We start from the raw sequence: 17,689 nt of genomic DNA, 5'->3' as shown, positions 1-17,689 counted from the left end.
TCTCAGAGGTAATGCAGTACGATGAAGAGCTCCAGGCCGCCGAGAAGCAGACCAAAGGCGAACATGGCCTGAAAGGTGCGCTTTTCCCGGACCTGGCGATTGCCAAGCGGGCGCTGGCGCCGGCCTTTTATGCTTGGGGTCGATGCCGCAACGCGGTGATGTCTCTCATCGCTGTTGTGAACGAGGACGCGGATGGATTCCGTCAGATTGGGTGCGTGCGTGTCGAGCATGGGTCTATCTCCATATTCCACCGCAAGCGTAACGCCGGCCTCCATAGGAAATCCATTCGAGGTGAAAGGCGAAGAAGTAAGTGAAATATAAAGATGCGGCCTCCCCGGATTTTGCCCGGCAACTGGCCCGTGGCCCGCTGCCGGAAAGGAGGATGTCGTTGGCGGCAGTCGACCGCCAGCTAGGCAGCATCCTGCTGGTTCTTTTGGTCGAGCTGCGTCACCAGCGCCAGGATGGTCGCCGAGACAGGCGTCGGCACACTGGCGAGCTTGCCGAGCGAAACGACGACACCGACGAGAGGCGTGATTTCCAGTGCCTTGCCAGCAAGCAGATCCTGCAGCATCGAGGTGCGCACAGGCCCGATCTGCCGCGAGCGCTCGAGGCGCTCCTCGACCGACATGGCGATATGCGATCCTAAAGCCTCAGCGACAGCTTTCACCTCCCTCATCACCTGGCCGACCATGGCTGCCAGCGCCGGATCATCCATAATGTCCGACATCAATCCGCGGGTCAGCGCGCTGATCGGGTTGAAGGCGGCGTTGCCCATCAACTTGCTCCAGATATCGTCGCGAATGCGCGTGGAAATGGAGATGTTGACGCCTGCCCTCTGCAGCAGTGCCGCGATGGCTTCTATATCGGCCGTCGTCTCGCCGGATGGCTCGCCCAGGATGAAATGGCCGTTGTTTGCGAGCTTGATCTCACCTGGCCCGACGACTTCCGCGCCTTGATAGGCAACGCAGCCGATCACACGCTTCGGCCCGATCAGGCGCCAGAGATCGCCGTTCGGATCGAGCTCCTCCATCTGGTGCTCCGCATGGCCGCTCTGCCTGTCCCGGTGAAAATACCACCACGGCACGCCGTTGAGGATCATGACGACGCGGGTGCCCGAATGCAGCAATTTCGCAATGCCGGGGACGGCTGCGGCAAGCTGATGGCCCTTGAGCCCCGTGATGACGAGATCCTGCGGCGGCAGCTCGCCCGCATCGGCCGTTGCCGTCATCCGCGCCACGAGAGGGCTGTCTGCGCCGGCTTCCCAGAGGCGTATGCCGCCAGCGCGAATGGCCTCCAGGTGAGCTCCGCGTGCGACGACAGAGATCTGCGTCTCTGCTCCCTGGGAGGAAGCGAGCTTTGTGGCGATGGCGCCACCCAGCGCGCCGGCGCCGTAGACACAGATGTTCTTGAAGGGAGAGGATGTCATGGCTTCATGCTCCGAATGAGATCGCGTGCTCAGAAGAGATATATCGCGCTTTCGATTTGGCGAAGGGTCTTTCCGGTTTCAGGCAATTGGAATTGAAAATCGCCGAACCTTCCTCCACACTACGAACTTATGGAAATTTCACTATGCTCGCCCGAGCGCGAGTGAAATCAATCCGGCAAATGAAACTGCTTCCCGGTTTTTTCTGCCGGCATCGGTCGATGCGGATGTCGTGAACAGGATCATGTTTTCACTGCATACATTTGGCGGCCTCAGGCTCCTGGGCAGCGACGGTCGCCAAGTCGCCTTTCCCGAAAAGGGCCTGTTGATCCTGACCTACCTGATGGCGGAGCCGGCGGCGCGCGCGTCGCGCAGCGCGGTCGCCCGGCTTTTATGGGGAGATGACAATAGCGGCGCGCAGGTCAATCTGCGCAAGCTGGTTTCGCGGATAAGGGGCCGCCAGGCAGCTCTCGGCAGGTCGTTCCTTCGTTTCAGCGAAACGATCGTCGAGCTCGAAGCACCTCCGGAAGCTATAGACTTGCCGCTTGCAAACGCGGAGCAGGCCGCGCCGGTCACTGCGCGGCTAAAGGTGCTGATGAAAGCGCTCGAGGCGGAGTTCCTGCCGGAGGTCGATTGTCAGAGCGCGGTTTTCTTTCACTGGCGAAAGGCGCAAAGGCGCCGCCATGTCGATATGCTGAAGGAAACGCTGACTGCCGCTGAGGCCCAGGTGAGCACCAAGAAGAATGCCGCACTGGTGAAGGAGGCCGCGCTTCTGATCCTCGGCGTCGATCCGGAGGATCGGAATATCCATCGCATCTTGTTGCGGATATTCGAAGCCACCGGGGAGGTGGAGCACTTCAGGCGAATATTCGAGCAGCGTTCAGAGTTGTTGGCGTCATGGTCGGCGCGGTGGCGGGACGCTTCGGCAGGTGAGGTCGCCGCAGGCGCTCTTCCCAGCAGTCGGGTGTCGGGCAGGGCGCCGAAGGCGCGCATCCCCCTAATTCTCCTGCCATCCTCGGAAAAGCAAGGCGCAGGATACGACGCCTCATCGCTGGTGGGCGATATCACTGTCGGCTTCTGCGCCTTGGAGAGTCTCGATATTGCGGATCGCTGCACGGCGGTCCGGGTCGGCAGGGTTGGGCAGCGTGCCGTCGCAACGTTCGATCGATGGGATCGCTCCTATAGTATCGAGATGCGCCTCAGCGCTCGTGATGACGGACCATTGTTGTTTTCGCAATTGGTCGATGCCGCCAGCGATGAGGTCGTCTGGGCGGAGCGCATCAATCTTGGACAGTCCTCTCCGGAACAGCAGAGGCAGACGATCACGCGCCATATCGTGCTGTCCCTGGCAGGGCAGATCGAACGCCGGGAGATGATGAGGTCTCACTTCGAAAAGGACCTGACGGCCCATCGGCGCTATCTCGCCGGAAAGCGCCACCTTGCTCGTCTCTCGGTGCCGAGCCTGCAGGAAGCACGGGTGGAGCTCAAAGCCGTGCTGGAAAGCAGCGGCCATTTCGCCCCTGTCTTGAGTTCCATTGCGCGGACCTATTCCAAGGAATGGGTGCTGACATCGGGTAGCGACGCGGCCCTGCTGGACGAGGCCGAGGACTATGCGCTACGGGCCATTGCGGCCCGTCGCGATATCGCCGACGGCTATCGCGAGTTGGGCATGACGAAGACCTTAAAGCGGGCAGACGACGAGAGCATAGAAGCCCTGAAACTGGCCGAAGCCCTCAATCCGGGTCACGCCGGCATCATTGCCGACCATGCCGAAGCATTGCTGCATTCCTCGCGGCCGGATCTTGCGCTGAAGAAGATCGAATGTGCCATCGCGCTCAACCCGGCCAGTCCCGACACTTATTTCTGGACCGCTTCGGTCGCCAGCTACACGCTCGGCCGCTTCGAGGCTGCTCTCGATTATATCGGCCGGATGGCCGATTCACGCTTGGCGGACAGGATTTCCGCGGCGAGCCTGGCAATGCTCGGAGAAGAGGAAAGGGCGGGCTTCTTCGTCCGGCGGGTTCATAATACCTATCCGGATTTCGATATCGATCGCTGGATTTCCGTCGTGCCGTTCAAGGAGCAATGGCAACGCGATATCTATCGCGAAGGGCTGCAACGCGCCGGTTTCTGGAAACCTGTTTCGAATTCGGTCCAGGCGTAGCAGCGATCCTTCGCGCAAGGATGATTGCCGCGATTGATATAAGTGTTTTCCTATCACTATTAGGCTCGGGCTAGTCTTTACCACAATCGCATCCTAACCTTAGCTAGATCGCGCTGGACCAAGGACAACCGGTGCGGTATCGATTTCTCAATTGTCCTTTCTAAGTTGATGAATTCGCCGGGGAAGATCGTTGCGTTTCGAAGCCCTCAACCGTCTCTGGGACAGCGTTCGGGAGACCAGCCATGATTTCCGCGCCTCGACAGACGTTTTTCCCGTCGTCGACATCGAAAAGCTCGGTGCGACCCTTGATCTGAAGGAAAAGGGCGCCGCCGCCGGGCGCCAGAACAGGCCGCCGCCGGATGCGCAGTCGCATGACGAGACGGAGCAGCGCGTCGTCGCTTGGGTCGAGGCGGAAAAGAAGAGTTCCTACCAGATCCTCGAAGACCAGTTTCAGACCTTCGACAGCCGTCTCCGCAACCTCGATTTCGAAGGCCAGTTCGGGTTGATACGCCAGGCAAATGCTTCCAGCATATCCGATTTCAAGGCGGAGGTGGCAAGTGGCGTCGACGAGCTGCATGGCCTGCGCCGCAAGCTGAAAACCGCCGAGGACGAAATGGTGAGCTTCAAGGCCACGCACAAGCTGCAGCGCGCCGCAAAGGTTTCCAGCAGGGCGGCATGGGGCTTCAAGGTTTCGCTGATCGTCTTCCTCGTGCTTATCGAAATGGTGATGAACGGCAGCTTTCTCGCCAAGGGAAGCGAGCAAGGCATCGTCGGCGGCGTGACGGAGGCGGCCGCCTTCGCCTTCCTGAATATCGGCACGGCGCTGATGTTCTCCTTCTTCTGCGTCCGCTTCCTCGTGCATCGGTCCTTCGCGCTGAAGCTGCTCGGTCTGCTCGGGCTTGTCGCCTATGTCGCCCTGGCATTAGGCATCAACATCGTGCTGGCGCATTATCGCGAGGTCTCGGCCACGATCCTGAGCGGCGCCGGCGCCGAGGTGATACAGCGCCTGAAGGTAGCACCGCTCGGACTGCAGGAGCTGAATTCCTGGATGCTCTTTGCCATTGGCCTGATGTTCTCGCTCGTCGCCTTCATCGACGGCTGCTATCTGACCGATCCCTATCCGGGCTTTGCCGGCGTACAGAAGCGTCTCGACGCGGCGAGGGACAATTATATCGACCGCAAGCTCGATCTGATCGAGGACCTTCGCGAGATCCGCGACGAGCACAATAGCAAGATCGAGGAGATCATCCGCGACCTCTCGCTGCGCCGGCAGGAGACATCAGCCATCGTCGCCCATCGCGCGAGGACCGCAGGCCTTTTTGCTGAACATCAAAACCATCTCGAGCGCGCCGCCAATGTGCTGCTCACCTCCTACCGCGATGCCAACCGGGCTGCACGTACCGAGCTGGAGCCATCCTACTTCAAGGATGCCTACAAGATGGAGCGCCTGACGCCTGTCATACGCAGCGAAGAGGAATGGGACGACAAGGTTCTGGGCTCGCGCATCCAGGGTGCGCAGACGGAGCTTTCAGAGCAGATCAAGCGGATTGGCGAGGAATTCGAGCGCGCCATCGAGAAATACCACCAGCTCGATAATCTTTTCCCGGAGAGCATCCTTGGCTCGACGCAAGCGGCGTAGCCGGCGCGGCGGATCCGCCGGTCTCATCATTGCAACGGTTTGCCTCGCGGTCCTGTCCCTCGGGATCGTCGGCGCCTATGGCTGGCTGCGCTACAAGGCGAGCGGCAATATCGCCATCGACCAGGCGTCGCTCTGCCCGGTGGACGGCCCAAAGGCGGAAACGGCCATCCTGCTCGATGTCACCGATCCGATAGCAGACACGACGGCGCTCGATCTACGCAACCAGTTCCAGAAGATCGTGACTGATGTGCCGATCGGCGGCGCGATCGATATCTATGCGCTCACCGAGAAGGAGGGCGAGCTGATCCAGACCTTCCACGGCTGCAATCCGGGAAGCGGTGCCAATGTTGACGAATGGACAAGCAATCCGCGTCTGGCACAGGCACGGTGGGAGAAGGGGTTCCAGAAGCCGCTCGCCGATATCGCCGGCAAGCTGACCGCGGGCGAGTCCGGCAGGCTGTCGCCCATCATGGCGGCCATCCAGAAGATCAACCTGGAAGTCTTTGCCAATGCGCCCTCCGGCCTGCCGAAGCGCCTCTACATCGCCTCCGACATGATCGAGCACACCGCCGCCTTCTCGAACTACCGGGATGGCGTCTCCTATCAGAAATACCAGCACAGCCCGGCAAACGACCAGTTTCGCACGTCGTTGAATGGAGTCACGGTCAAGATCCTTGCCTTTCAAAGGCCGAACATGAAGTTCAGCATGGAGGATCTTGCGGACTTCTGGGCGCAATGGATCAAGAACAGTAACGGTGATTTCGGCGGTTTCGTGCGGTTGGAGGGGATACGCTGATGGCTGGCACCGACGCCAGATATCTCATCCGGGATTATGGGCCGATGGCGCTTTTCGCCTCCATCACCATCGGCGGCATGATTTTCATCTGGTCATCGAAGCTCATGGGCTGGTCGCTGCCTGTCGTGACCGGCGTGCCGCTGGTGTTGATGGGGATCTACTTCCTCGTGTCGCTGGCGGTCGCAGGGTTCCGGCTGCATAACGAGCAGGCGGGCGACAATCTCTACTACATGGGTTTTCTCTTCACCCTCTCGAGTCTCGGCGTATCGCTCTATCTCTTTGCTGGCGAAACATCGATCGAGACCGTCGTCCGCAATTTCGGTATTGCCGTTACCTCGACCATCGCCGGCGTGACGCTGCGCATCCTCTTCAACCAGATGCGGCGCGACCCGCTCGACATCGAGCGCAGCGTCCGCCATGAGCTTGCCGAGATGACGCGGCGTGTACGCACCGAACTCGACTCGTCGTCTCGCGAATTCTCCCACTACCGGCGTGTCAGCAACCAGATGCTGTCGGAAGGGTTCGAAGAGATCGCGCGGCAGGCCGAGCGCAACGGCCAGGAGATCAACAAGATCCTGGAAATGCTGGCAAAGCAGGCCGTGACCCCGATCAACGACGCCGCCGCGCAGTTGACGGCGACGACTTCGCAGCTGTCCGAAATCATCGGTACCTTCGGTGCCGCCGTCGAGAATGTCGGCAGGAAGCTGGAGGAGATCCGCTCGCCGGAGGACGTCGTGCGCGCCGAGCTGACGCCGGCGATTGTCGCCATCAAGGAGATGTCGGAGGCGCAATTGCAGCCGCTGCGCAACATCGAAGTGGCACTCGGCCGCATGGCGGAGGCGATCGGGCAGGCGTCGCTGCCAAAGGCCGACGGTGATATCGCTGCCGAGCCTGTGGCTCTGGCGCGAAAACGCTGGTGGCATCTATGGTAGCAGGAGGCTCGGACAACAAGCCGAAAATGGAGCACAAGGGCTACAATCGTGGCCTGATCCTCGGCCTGACGATGGCCGAATCCATGCTGCTTCTGGTCTTCTGCCTGCTGCTTGTGGCGGCTGCCCTGATTTCCGCCGAGAGACACAAGCGCTATGAGGTCGAGCGCAAGCTCGAAAAGGCGGAACAGCAGGTCGCCATCCTGGAAAAGAAGCGAGCCGAGCAGGCCGCCGAGATTGTACTGCTGCAGTCCAAGGTCGTCTCCGGCGATCTTTCCGCCGCCGACAAGGCCGTGGTGGACAAGCAATGGCGAGAGCTGGTGCTGGCGAAGGAGACACTCGACAGCATCAAAGACCAGGGCGCGACGGCGGCCGATCTGCAGTCGCTTTCCAAGGTTGCCGCCATTTTGAAGGAACACGGCATCTCGCTTAACGCAGCACCCGATGAGGTCAATAAGCTTCTGGCAGAAAATGGGGGCGGGAAGGGCATGCACGACTGGCCGCCCATCATCAATCTCGACGATGCCAAGAAGAATTATTTCCAATCGGGAAGCGCCGAACTCACCGGCACCTTTTCACAGCTGCTCGGCACGACGATCACAGATGAAATCGCAAGTAACTTGAGCCTCTATGGCGCCAATATCGTCGAGGTGATCGGCCATACGGACGAGCAGCCGGTGGCGCGCGAAAAATCCAACCTCGATGATACGATCATCAACGCAATGGACGGCAAGCTGCCGGTATCGGCCCTGCTGCCCGCAGACAATGCCGGGCTCGGCCTTGCCCGCGCCATTGCCGTTGCCAACGTGCTCAAGGCCAATCCCAAGCTGAAGAATGCCACCATCCTGCCGATGTCCGCCGCGCAGCTGATCCTGCCCGGCGATACGGTCACATCGGGCCAGCGCGGCGCCGTCGAGGCACGCCGCCGCATCGAAATCCGCGTGCGTGGCAGGGCGGCACCGGTTGCCGTAATCAATGCCGGTGCCGCGCCTTCGACCAATACGCAATAGCGCCGATACGGCGAGCTATCAGCTTTTCAAGCCGGGCGCCTCGTAGCCGGTGCGCTCCACATATTCTGTATAGCCGCCGGTGTACTGGTGAATGCCGTCCGGCGTCAGCTCCAGCACGCGGTTGGAGAGTGCCGCGAGGAAATGCCGGTCGTGCGAGACGAATAGCATCGTGCCTTCATATTGCGACAGCGCCTCGATGAGCATCTCTTTCGTGTCGAGATCGAGATGGTTGGTCGGCTCGTCCAGCACCAGCAAGTTCGGCGGATCGAAGAGCATGATCGCCATGACAAGCCGCGCCTTCTCGCCACCGGACAGGACCCGGCATTTCTTTTCGACATCGTCGCCGGAGAAACCGAAACAGCCGGCAAGCGCGCGGAGCGAACCTTGACCTGCCTGTGGAAAATCGTGTTCGAGCTGCTGAAACACGGTGCGCTCGCCATCAAGCAGATCCATGGCATGCTGGGCGAAATATCCCATCTTGACGCTTGCGCCCAACGCAACGCTGCCTTCGTCCGGCTGCGTCGAACCCGCGACCAGCTTCAGAAGTGTGGATTTGCCGGCGCCGTTGATGCCCATGATGCACCAGCGCTCGCGGCGCCGCACCATGAAGTCCAGCCCCTCATAGATGCTGCGGCTGCCATACTTTTTGTGCACGTTCTTCAGCACGGCAACGTCTTCGCCCGAGCGCGGCGCCGGCTGGAATTCGAAGGCAACGGTCTGACGGCGTTTCGGCGGCTCGACGCGGTCGATCTTCTCCAGCTTCTTCACGCGGCTTTGCACCTGCGAGGCATGCGAGGCGCGCGCCTTGAAGCGCTCGATGAACTTGATTTCCTTGGCAAGCATCGCCTGCTGGCGCTCGAACTGCGCCTGCTGCTGCTTCTCGTTCTGAGCGCGCTGCTGCTCGTAGAACTCGTAGTCGCCCGAATAGCTGGTCAGGTTACCGCCATCGATTTCGATGATCTTGGTGACGATGCGGTTCATGAACTCGCGGTCATGCGAGGTCATCAGCAGCGCGCCCTCATAGCCCTTGAGGAATGCTTCCAGCCAGATCAGGCTCTCGAGATCGAGATGGTTGCTCGGCTCGTCGAGCAGCATGACATCGGGGCGCATCAAGAGGATGCGGGCGAGCGCCACGCGCATCTTCCAGCCGCCCGAAAGCGCGCCGACATCGCCATCCATCATCTCCTGGCTGAAGCTCAGGCCTGCCAGAACTTCGCGGGCGCGGCCCTCCAGAGCATAGCCGTCGAGCTCCTCGTAGCGCGCCTGCACCTCGCCATAGCGCTCGATGATCTCATCCATCCTGTCGGCCTGATCCGGATCGCTCATGGCGGCTTCCAGCTCACGCAGTTCGGCGGCAACTGCGCTGACCGGGCCTGCGCCCTCCATGACCTCGGAGACGGCGCTGCGCCCCGCCATTTCGCCGACGTCCTGATTGAAGTAACCGATGGTCACGCCCTTATCGACTGAAACCTGCCCTTCGTCGGGCAGCTCCCGTCCGGTGATCATCCGAAAAAGCGTCGTCTTACCGGCGCCATTGGGACCGACAAGCCCGATGCTCTCGCCCCTGTTGAGCGCAGCGGACGCCTCGATGAAGAGGATGCGATGGCTGTTCTGCTTGCTGATATTCTCGATACGAATCATGGTTACGCGTTGTCCGAAGAAAGTTTTTCGGGGGCCTTATGCCACGGGTTATCGTCTCTGTCGCAGGTTTTTGGGCAGGTGAGTGCAACATCTGCAATCTGGGTCGCGAATGCGCTGAGCCTTTTCTGATTCAGCTTTCTTTGATGATGCGGTTTGCGCGTCCCAATACGTATAGCTCGGACGGTTTCCGGCTGGCATACCCCTCAGGTCGTGGGGATAGTGTGCCCTCCGGTATTGTGTCGAGTTGGCGGCACGGATGCTGGGAAACTGATGACCGGTGCCTTGTTGGAAGGCGCTTTGAGCTGCAGTTCGTGTGCAATAAGGGGGCACATATGCAAATGGTTGCGGAAGCAAGCGAAGTCGATGTCCTGGATGCAACTTTAAGGCGTTCGTGGAATGAGGTTCAGGGATGGGTTGGTGATAGAATACCGCATATCCTGAAATTTATCCGCGAGTTGCACGATACTCAAAAGGTGGAAGGCGACATCCTGGAGATTGGCGTCCATCATGGCAAATTGTTCTTCCTGCTCTCTGCCATGTCACGAGACAACGAGCGTTGCATTGCAGTTGACCTGTTTGAGGATCAGCAGAAGAACCTCGATCACAGCGGCAAGGGATCGCTAGCCATATTCAATCAGCATCTGCAGGAGCTTTTTCCCGATTATACCTCGCGAGTGACGACGATCTCGGCCGACAGCATGTCATTGACACCGGCGACTGCGCGGGAACGGCTTGGCGTAACCGGAGTGCGCCTGATGTCGGTGGATGGCGGGCATACCATCGCTCACGTCGTCAATGATATGCAGATCGCCCAGGAGCTTCTCGTTCCCGGTGGCATCGTGCTGCTCGACGATTTTCTGGGCGTGCACTGGCCGACGGTAACGGAGGGATTCTATCGGTATATGCAGATTGCCAATCGACGCTTGGCGCCATTTCTGATCTTCCAGAACAAGCTGTTTCTTACGACCTTTTCTGAGCAGCCTGAGACCCTGACAAAATTACGCGGCTTCCTGGACCGGACTTTGCCGAAGGAGATTCACTCTGGACGCTGGCGCTATGCAACCGTCGGCGATCATAGCGTCCTTTCGTTCGCGTAGCCGCCAGCACGCAGGGGGAAAACATGGGCTTCAGGTAGGGTGATCTGCCTGAAGTTATGGCTTTTATTGCGCGAAATCCCTCTGCGTTCGAGAGATTTTTTTCGGGATTGCGACGGATTTTTCGCTGCGCCATCGTTCAAGCAGCGGGCTCATCGGTTGACGCATGATCAGATGAGCATGTTCAATCAAAGCGCGGTAACCATACGATGCCGTCCATTTCCACCTATCTTAGCCGAATCTTGTGCTCGGGCATGCAGCAGAGCTCCAGGAATTTAGCCTGCATCATATTATCCGGAGCAACATTGATCGCCGCCGGCGCATCATCCGAGGCATGGTCGGCAAATGGAGTCTCCCGCCATGCGAAGCTTCATCGACCGGTCAAGCAGATCGCGGATCAACGGCTGCTCATCGACACGCCTGATGGAAAGGGGGAGCTGCCCATCTACGCCGATCATGCGATCGATACGGTAGCACCCGACGTGACGAAGGTGCTGATCGTGATCCACGGTACGCTCAGAAACGCCGATGCCTATTATGCAACCGGGCAGGGAGTGCTGGCAAAGGCGGGCGATCTGGCGAAGGGAACGATGGTTGTCGCGCCGCAGTTTCTGATAAGGCCGGATATCAAGGCATTCTCGTTGTCGGCCCAGACGTTGGCCTGGACGCAAAACGGATGGAAGGGCGGAGAAGCCGCGCGCCAGCCAGCGCCGATCAGTTCCTTCTCCGCGCTCGATGCCTTGCTGCGGCATTTCGCCGATCGCCGCTTGTATCCTTCACTGTCGACCATCGTCGTGATGGGGCATTCGGCGGGAGCGCAATTGGTGCAGCGCTATGCGGTGGTCGGGCGCGAGGCGGAAAGCCTGGCGAGCGCCGGCGTCTCCGTTCGCTATCTCGTCGCCAATCCTTCGAGTTACCTCTATTTCGACAATGAGCGGCCAGCCTTGCCGGCGGATCAATCGGCGGCTTCCTGCCCGCGCGCAACGCAATGGCGATACGGCCTGACCTCCGCGCCGTCCTACGTGTCCTCGCAAGATCCGAAGGTTCTCGAAGCTCAATATGCCGCGCGCAACGTCGTCTATCTGCTGGGAGAGGCGGACACGAACCCACGCACCCATTTCATCGATCGCTCCTGCGCTGCCATGGCGCAAGGGCCGTACCGGCTTGCACGAGGATTGACCTATTTCGGCTATATGAAAAAGCGGCATCCGTCCGACCTCAATCAGAAGGTCGTTGAGGTGCCCGGCGTGGGGCATGACGACGAGGCGATGTTCACCTCCGATTGCAGTATTTCGGTCCTGTTCGATCGACCGATCCCACAATCCTGCCCGGTTATCGCCGGCACCGCAAAAGGGGCGGGAGCGCACCCGTAGCATTCTTCGAGCGATCAGCCTCGTCCCATATGCGTCAGCCGCGATATGCCGGTCGCGGGTGCGCGGGTCGCGTTTTCCGGAGGATCGGCCGTTCTATGAATAGGTAACAAACGATGGCAAAAGCCAACGAACCCAATGCGATGAACACGGGCTGCGCGTCGTGCGGCACCCCGATACGCAACAGCAGAGCCGTTACCATGACGGCCATGAGCACGTGCCAAACGTAAATGGAATAGGAGGCATCCCCCAGGAAATGCAGGGTGGCCAGTTTGGGCATGTCCCGCTCCCGCTCTGCGAAAACGGCGCCCGATAATAGCAGCACCGCGGGTATGCCCCAACGGATCGCCCGGTCGACATGAGGCATCAGGTCACTCGCCAGCAACAGCACGAAGCCGGCGATCATCAGGCCGATGGCGGTGTAAAAAGGCAGGCGAAAGTCCTGCTTCCACAGATGTCCGATAATGATTCCCGCCGCAAATTCAAGAATGACCGGCTCGGTGAAAACACCCAAATAGCCGAGAGGCAGCAGATAGTGCGCAATGACGATCGCCACCAATGCCGCCATCAGGAACCATAGCCGCCTGAGCTCCGGCAAGAGCAATGAAATGGAGAAGATGAGATAAAAGAACATCTCATAGGACAAGGTCCATCCCTGCTCCACAACGGGATGCAGCACTTCGTCCTTCATGGTGGGCAGGAAAAGCAGCGAGCCGATCAAATTCTCGGCGCTCGCGTTCGTGTTGAAGAAGAACTGCGGTTTCAAAACGGCGATGACGAATGTCGCCGCCGTCGCGATCCAATAAAGCGGCACTATCCTGATGAGCCGGCGCAACATGAATTGTTGCGGCCCCACAGATTTTCCCGCGGTCGTGACCCACATGATGAAGCCGCTGATGACGAAGAATATATCGACGCCCGCGGCCCCGATCTGGAATCGAAGGCCGTACGCCTCGCTGATATGGAAGCAAAGCACCGAGATCGCGGCGATAGCGCGCAGATATTGAATGCCTGTAATATCGCTGCGGATTTTCAACACGGTGCCTCACGCGACTGGAATGCCATCGCCAAGACCTTACGGGCCGATTTGGCGATAGGAGTGAGTCGAAAGGCCGGACACTCACGCAGAACGGATTGGAGAGGGCGCGGCGGACCGAATATTGCCGGCAGCAACAATTCCAATGAAAATGGATGATTTCCCGTCGGTTTCGTGACCGAAATCGGGCATTTCGGCTTGGCGCGCCTGTAGGGGCAAATTCGGAGGCTTCATTGGCCTCTTCCGCGCCATCTCGCTTGCGCGACCTTTCGCGCAGATGGTTGTTCTTTGTTTGTTCTCATATATAATTTCAGGCGGTCTAACCGCCTGAAATTATATGTTTTGGGCTCGCAACCGCGTTTGGCCCGTCGGGCTTCGGTACTGGCCAGAATTAATTGGGCCTGGCCAGTACCAACTTCGTGATTTCGACCGGATCAGCCGAACACTCAGCTGCAGCCGCTGGTCGCCCCACACGTATCGCACTTCTCGCAGGTTCCATTCCGGACCATCGTGAAGTTCTGGCACTCCGTGCACATATTGCCGGTGTAGCCCTGCATGATGGAGCGGGCGCGGCGTTCGGATTCGAGCTTCTTGGCTTCCGTCTTGGCCGTTGCCGCGTCACTTGCGGCCTTGTCGGTGAAGAGGCCGGTGGTTTCAGCGGTTTCGTTCGCCAATTCCTCGGCGATCTCTTCGGCCAATTCCTTCGCGCGCTCCTCATAGTCGCGCTTGAAGGCGACCACTTCGGAGGTCGAGACCGCACTTGTCGGCTCCAGCTTGCGCACCGTGTTGCCGGCAAAGGCGGTGACGGTCGAGAGCGAGGCTGCGCGAGCCGGGGCGGCGGTTGCCGAACCCTTGATCTCTGCTGCCGGACGCTCGCCGCTGGTCGGAACCAGCGTCGGCTTGTAACCGCGGGTCAGGCCCTTGGAGAAGACATCGGCCTTGCCTTCGGAAACGCCGCGGCCGAGCGCCGTGTTGCTGAAGTCCGAAGTGTCGACATGGGCAAGATCGTGACGGCCGAGATAGGAGATCGCCAATTCACGGAATACGTAGTCGAGGATCGACGTCGCATTCTTGATCGCGTCGTTGCCGGTGACGATGCCGGCCGGCTCGAACTTGGTGAAGGTGAAGGCGTCGACATATTCCTCGAGCGGCACGCCATACTGCAGGCCGAGCGAGACGGAGATTGCGAAGTTGTTGATGAAGGCGCGAAGTGCTGAGCCTTCCTTGTTCATATCAAGGAAGATTTCGCCGAGACGGCCATCGTCATATTCGCCCGTGCGCAGGAAGATCGTATGTCCGCCAATCTTGGCCTTCTGGGTGTAACCCTTGCGGCGGCCGGGGAGCTTTTCCTGCGTGCGCACGACCTTCTCGATCACGCGCTCGACGATCTTTTCCGTGATGGTGACGGCCTGTGCGGCTGCCGGCGCCTGCAGGAATTCCTCCAGCGCATCCTCGTCGCTGTCATCCTCGATCAGCGAGGCGTTCAGCGGCTGGCTGAGCTTGGAGCCGTCGCGGTAGAGCGCGTTGGCCTTGAGGCCGAGCTTCCAGGAGAGCATGTAGGCGTTCTTGCAATCCTCGACGGTTGCTTCGTTCGCCATGTTGATCGTTTTGGAGATCGCGCCCGAGATGAAGGGCTGAGCGGCAGCCATCATGCGGATATGGCTTTCGACCGAGAGGTAGCGCTTGCCGATCTTGCCGCAGGGATTGGCGCAATCGAAGACGGCGAGATGTTCGTTCTTCAGGAACGGCGCGCCTTCCAGCGTCATCGCACCGCAGACATGGATGTTCGCGGCCTCGATGTCCTTCTTGGAGAAGCCAAGATGGTCCAGCAGGTTGAAGCTCATATCGGCCATCTGCTCGTCGGAAACCTTCAGCGTGCCCTTCAGGAAGTCGGCGCCGAGCGTCCACTGGTTGAAGACGAACTTGATGTCGAAGGCGCTCTTCAGGGCGGCGTTGACAGCATCGATCTTCTCGGCGGTAAAGCCCTTGGCCTTCAGCGACGACGGGTTGATGGCCGGCGCCTGGTTCAGGTTGCCATGGCCGACGGCATAGGCCTCGATCTCGGCGATTTGGCTTTCGGAATAGCCGAGCGTACGCAACGCTTCCGGAACGGCGCGGTTGATGATCTTGAAGTAGCCGCCGCCGGCAAGCTTCTTGAACTTCACCAGGGCGAAATCCGGTTCGATGCCGGTCGTGTCGCAATCCATGACGAGGCCGATCGTGCCGGTCGGCGCGATCACGGTTGCCTGCGCGTTGCGGTAGCCGTGCTTTTCGCCGAGTTCCAGCGCCTTGTCCCAGGCGGCCTTGGCGTGAGCGACGAGATCCTGGTCCGGGTTGTCCGAGTGGATGAGCGCCACCGGATTGACCGACAGGCTCTCATAGCCCGAGGTCTCGCCATAGGCGGCGCGGCGATGGTTGCGGATGACGCGCAGCATGTTTTCGCGGTTCGGCTTGAACATCGGGAAGGTTCCGAGTTCGGACGCCATTTCGGCTGAAGTGGCGTAGGCGATGCCGGTCATGATCGCGGTCAGCGAGCCGGCGATGGCGCGGGCTTCGTCGCTGTCATAGGGAATGCCCGACGACATCAGCAGGCCGCCGATATTGGCATAGCCGAGGCCGAGCGTGCGGTATTCATAGGAGAGCTCGGCGATGCGGCGCGAGGGGAATTGCGCCATCATCACGGAGACTTCGAGAACGACGGTCCAGAGGCGGACGGCATGCTCGTAATCGGCGATGTTGATGCGCTTCGTCGCTGCATCCTTGAAGGTCATCAGGTTCAGTGAAGCGAGGTTGCAGGCCGTGTCGTCGAGGAACATGTATTCCGAGCACGGGTTGGAAGCGCGGATCGGGCCGGCAGCCGGGCTGGTGTGCCAGTCGTTCATCGTCGTGTTGAAATGCAGGCCCGGATCAGCCGATGCCCAGGCGGCATAGGAGATGGACTCCCAGAGATCGCGGGCCTTCAGCGTCTTGATGACCTTGCCGTCCTTGCGGGCGGTCAGGTTCCAGTCGCCGTCATTCTCGACAGCGCGCAGGAAATCATCCTTGATGGAGACGGAGTTGTTGGAGTTCTGGCCGGATACGGTCAGGTAAGCTTCCGAATCCCAGTCTGTGTCGTAGGTCTTGAATTCAAGATCCTTGTAGCCCTGGCGGGCGAACTGGATAACGCGCTGGACGTAGTTTTCCGGAACCTGGTCCTTCTTGGCGGCGCGGATCTCGCGCTTCAGGGCAGGGTTCTTGGCCGGATCGAAGCAGTCCTCGTTATCGCCTTCGCAATTGACCGTGGCCTTCATGATCGCCTTCAGGTGCTTGGCGACGATCTTCGAGCCGGTCACGAGAGCGGCAACCTTCTGCTCTTCCTTGACCTTCCAGTTGATGTATTCCTCGATATCCGGATGGTCGATGTCGACGACGACCATCTTGGCGGCGCGGCGTGTCGTGCCGCCCGACTTGATGGCGCCGGCGGCGCGGTCGCCGATCTTCAGGAAGCTCATCAGGCCGGAGGAACGGCCGCCGCCGGAAAGCTTTTCGCCTTCGCCGCGCAGCATCGAGAAGTTCGAGCCGGTGCCGGAGCCATACTTGAAGAGGCGGGCTTCGCGAACCCACAGATCCATGATGCCGCCTTCGTTGACGAGATCGTCCTCGACCGACTGGATGAAGCAGGCATGCGGCTGCGGATGCTCATAGGCCGATTTGGACTTGGTGAGCTTGCCGGTGAAGGGATCGACGTAGAAATGGCCTTGGCCGGGGCCATCAATGCCATAGGCCCAATGCATACCGGTGTTGAACCACTGTGGCGAATTCGGAGCGACGCGCTGGGTGGCGAGCATGTAGGCAAGCTCGTCGCGGAAGGCAGAAGCATCTTCCTCGGTCGAGAAATAGCCACCCTTCCAGCCCCAATAGGTCCAGGTGCCGGCAAGGCGGTCGAAGACCTGGCGCGCATCGGTTTCGGAGCCGCTCTGCTGCTCTTTCGGTAGGTCCTTCATGGCCGCATCATCGGGCACCGAACGCCACAGGAAGGAAGGAACGTCGTTTTCCTCGACCTTCTTGAGCTTGGCGGGCACGCCGGCCTTGCGGAAATACTTCTGCGCGAGAATGTCGGCGGCAACCTGCGAGAACTGCGCGGGCACGTCGATGTTTTCGAGGCGGAAGACGATCGACCCGTCGGGATTCTTGATCTCGCTCGTCGCCTTGCGGAATTCAATCTCCGCATAGGGTGACTGGCCGGCCTTCGTAAAACGGCGTTCGATGCGCATAGTCCCAATCCTCATTCGTTGGTGCGCGCCCGCATGAAAGCAGGGCGCAAAAATTCTCATTCCGGCATCGCGATTTCAACGCGCAGCCAGCTTTCAATCCGCTTTCTGACAGGGGTGTCACCCGGAGATGAGCTTCCTGTATCTTGTGGTGATGGTGGCTGCAAACACTAAATATAGTATTAACAGCTTGTTGCCGCCAGTCCCCGCATATATTTTTTCGACGGCATCGAGATCGACACAAAAAACCCCGCGGCGGTCACCGGCAAAGGTGAAACGCCTTGAATCAAGATCCGATTTCGAATTGAGAACCAGCCCTCATTAACCCGCCTGGTCC

Annotated in this window: 12 protein-coding genes; 7 read left to right on the top strand and 5 right to left on the bottom strand. The window is 59.8% G+C overall.

Annotation, left to right across the window (positions count from 1 at the left end):
- Window positions 1–2: 2 nt before the first annotated feature.
- The gene (locus ACPYOP_RS21840; RefSeq protein ID WP_481412401.1) at window positions 3–230 is read right to left on the bottom strand and encodes a hypothetical protein; all 228 of its coding nucleotides are present in this window, start codon (window positions 228–230) and stop codon (window positions 3–5) included.
- 179 nt (window positions 231–409) lie between these two features.
- Entirely contained in the window at window positions 410–1,426 is a 1,017-nt protein-coding gene (locus ACPYOP_RS21835; RefSeq protein ID WP_481412400.1) for a ketopantoate reductase family protein, read from the bottom strand.
- Window positions 1,427–1,667: 241 nt separating this feature from the next.
- Between ACPYOP_RS21835 and ACPYOP_RS21830 the strand changes: the two genes are divergently transcribed.
- The 5 genes from ACPYOP_RS21830 (at window position 1,668) to ACPYOP_RS21810 (ending at window position 7,961) form a co-directional block, all read left to right on the top strand.
- Window positions 1,668–3,587, top strand: coding sequence for a hypothetical protein (locus ACPYOP_RS21830; protein ID WP_481412399.1), 1,920 nt, complete (start codon window positions 1,668–1,670; stop codon window positions 3,585–3,587).
- A 190-nt stretch (window positions 3,588–3,777) separates the two neighbouring features.
- Window positions 3,778–5,226 (top strand): hypothetical protein, encoded by a 1,449-nt coding sequence (locus tag ACPYOP_RS21825; RefSeq protein WP_481412398.1) that lies wholly within the window; start codon window positions 3,778–3,780, stop codon window positions 5,224–5,226.
- Entirely contained in the window at window positions 5,204–6,022 is an 819-nt protein-coding gene (locus ACPYOP_RS21820) for a hypothetical protein (RefSeq protein ID WP_481412397.1), read from the top strand. Before ACPYOP_RS21825 ends, ACPYOP_RS21820 begins: the two co-directional genes overlap by 23 nt.
- A complete protein-coding gene (locus ACPYOP_RS21815; protein WP_481412396.1) occupies window positions 6,022–6,954 on the top strand; it encodes a hypothetical protein in 933 nt (310 codons plus the stop codon). The genes ACPYOP_RS21820 and ACPYOP_RS21815 overlap by 1 nt, the downstream gene beginning before the upstream one ends.
- A complete protein-coding gene (locus ACPYOP_RS21810; RefSeq protein WP_481412426.1) occupies window positions 6,948–7,961 on the top strand; it encodes an OmpA family protein in 1,014 nt (337 codons plus the stop codon). The genes ACPYOP_RS21815 and ACPYOP_RS21810 overlap by 7 nt, the downstream gene beginning before the upstream one ends.
- Window positions 7,962–7,979: 18 nt before the next feature.
- On the opposite strand, the gene ACPYOP_RS21805 is transcribed toward ACPYOP_RS21810, so the two are convergent.
- Window positions 7,980–9,602, bottom strand: coding sequence for an ABC-F family ATP-binding cassette domain-containing protein (locus tag ACPYOP_RS21805; protein ID WP_481412395.1), 1,623 nt, complete (start codon window positions 9,600–9,602; stop codon window positions 7,980–7,982).
- Window positions 9,603–9,934: 332 nt separating this feature from the next.
- Here ACPYOP_RS21805 and ACPYOP_RS21800 point away from each other — a divergent pair, with 332 nt between their 5' ends.
- Together ACPYOP_RS21800 and ACPYOP_RS21795 are read left to right on the top strand one after the other, a co-directional pair.
- A complete protein-coding gene (locus ACPYOP_RS21800) occupies window positions 9,935–10,699 on the top strand; it encodes a class I SAM-dependent methyltransferase (RefSeq protein ID WP_481412394.1) in 765 nt (254 codons plus the stop codon).
- A 302-nt stretch (window positions 10,700–11,001) separates the two neighbouring features.
- Window positions 11,002–12,069: an alpha/beta fold hydrolase gene (locus ACPYOP_RS21795; RefSeq protein ID WP_481412393.1), complete on the top strand. Its 1,068-nt coding sequence runs from the start codon at window positions 11,002–11,004 to the stop codon at window positions 12,067–12,069.
- Window positions 12,070–12,103: 34 nt separating this feature from the next.
- Here the strand turns inward: ACPYOP_RS21795 and ACPYOP_RS21790 are convergent, their stop codons facing one another.
- Together ACPYOP_RS21790 and ACPYOP_RS21785 are read right to left on the bottom strand one after the other, a co-directional pair.
- Window positions 12,104–13,105, bottom strand: coding sequence for an acyltransferase family protein (locus tag ACPYOP_RS21790; protein WP_481412392.1), 1,002 nt, complete (start codon window positions 13,103–13,105; stop codon window positions 12,104–12,106).
- A gap of 443 nt (window positions 13,106–13,548) precedes the next feature.
- Entirely contained in the window at window positions 13,549–17,355 is a 3,807-nt protein-coding gene (locus ACPYOP_RS21785; protein ID WP_481412391.1) for a vitamin B12-dependent ribonucleotide reductase, read from the bottom strand.
- Window positions 17,356–17,689: the final 334 nt, after the last annotated feature.

The organism is Rhizobium sp. KNZ2-6A (assembly GCF_056755475.1).
The sequence above is the reverse complement of the archived record's forward strand: the minus strand, read 5'-3'. Positions and strand labels throughout refer to the sequence as shown.

What these genes read in the sequence shown, in the direction of transcription:
- ACPYOP_RS21840 (WP_481412401.1), bottom strand. Translation starts at nt 230, where the DNA reads ATGCTCGACACGCACGCACCCAATCTGACGGAATCCATCCGCGTCCTC.
- ACPYOP_RS21835 (WP_481412400.1), bottom strand. Translation starts at nt 1,426, where the DNA reads ATGACATCCTCTCCCTTCAAGAACATCTGTGTCTACGGCGCCGGCGCG.
- ACPYOP_RS21830 (WP_481412399.1), top strand. Translation starts at nt 1,668, where the DNA reads ATGTTTTCACTGCATACATTTGGCGGCCTCAGGCTCCTGGGCAGCGAC.
- ACPYOP_RS21815 (WP_481412396.1), top strand. Translation starts at nt 6,022, where the DNA reads ATGGCTGGCACCGACGCCAGATATCTCATCCGGGATTATGGGCCGATG.
- ACPYOP_RS21810 (WP_481412426.1), top strand. Translation starts at nt 6,948, where the DNA reads ATGGTAGCAGGAGGCTCGGACAACAAGCCGAAAATGGAGCACAAGGGC.
- ACPYOP_RS21805 (WP_481412395.1), bottom strand. Translation starts at nt 9,602, where the DNA reads ATGATTCGTATCGAGAATATCAGCAAGCAGAACAGCCATCGCATCCTC.
- ACPYOP_RS21800 (WP_481412394.1), top strand. Translation starts at nt 9,935, where the DNA reads ATGCAAATGGTTGCGGAAGCAAGCGAAGTCGATGTCCTGGATGCAACT.
- ACPYOP_RS21785 (WP_481412391.1), bottom strand. Translation starts at nt 17,355, where the DNA reads ATGCGCATCGAACGCCGTTTTACGAAGGCCGGCCAGTCACCCTATGCG.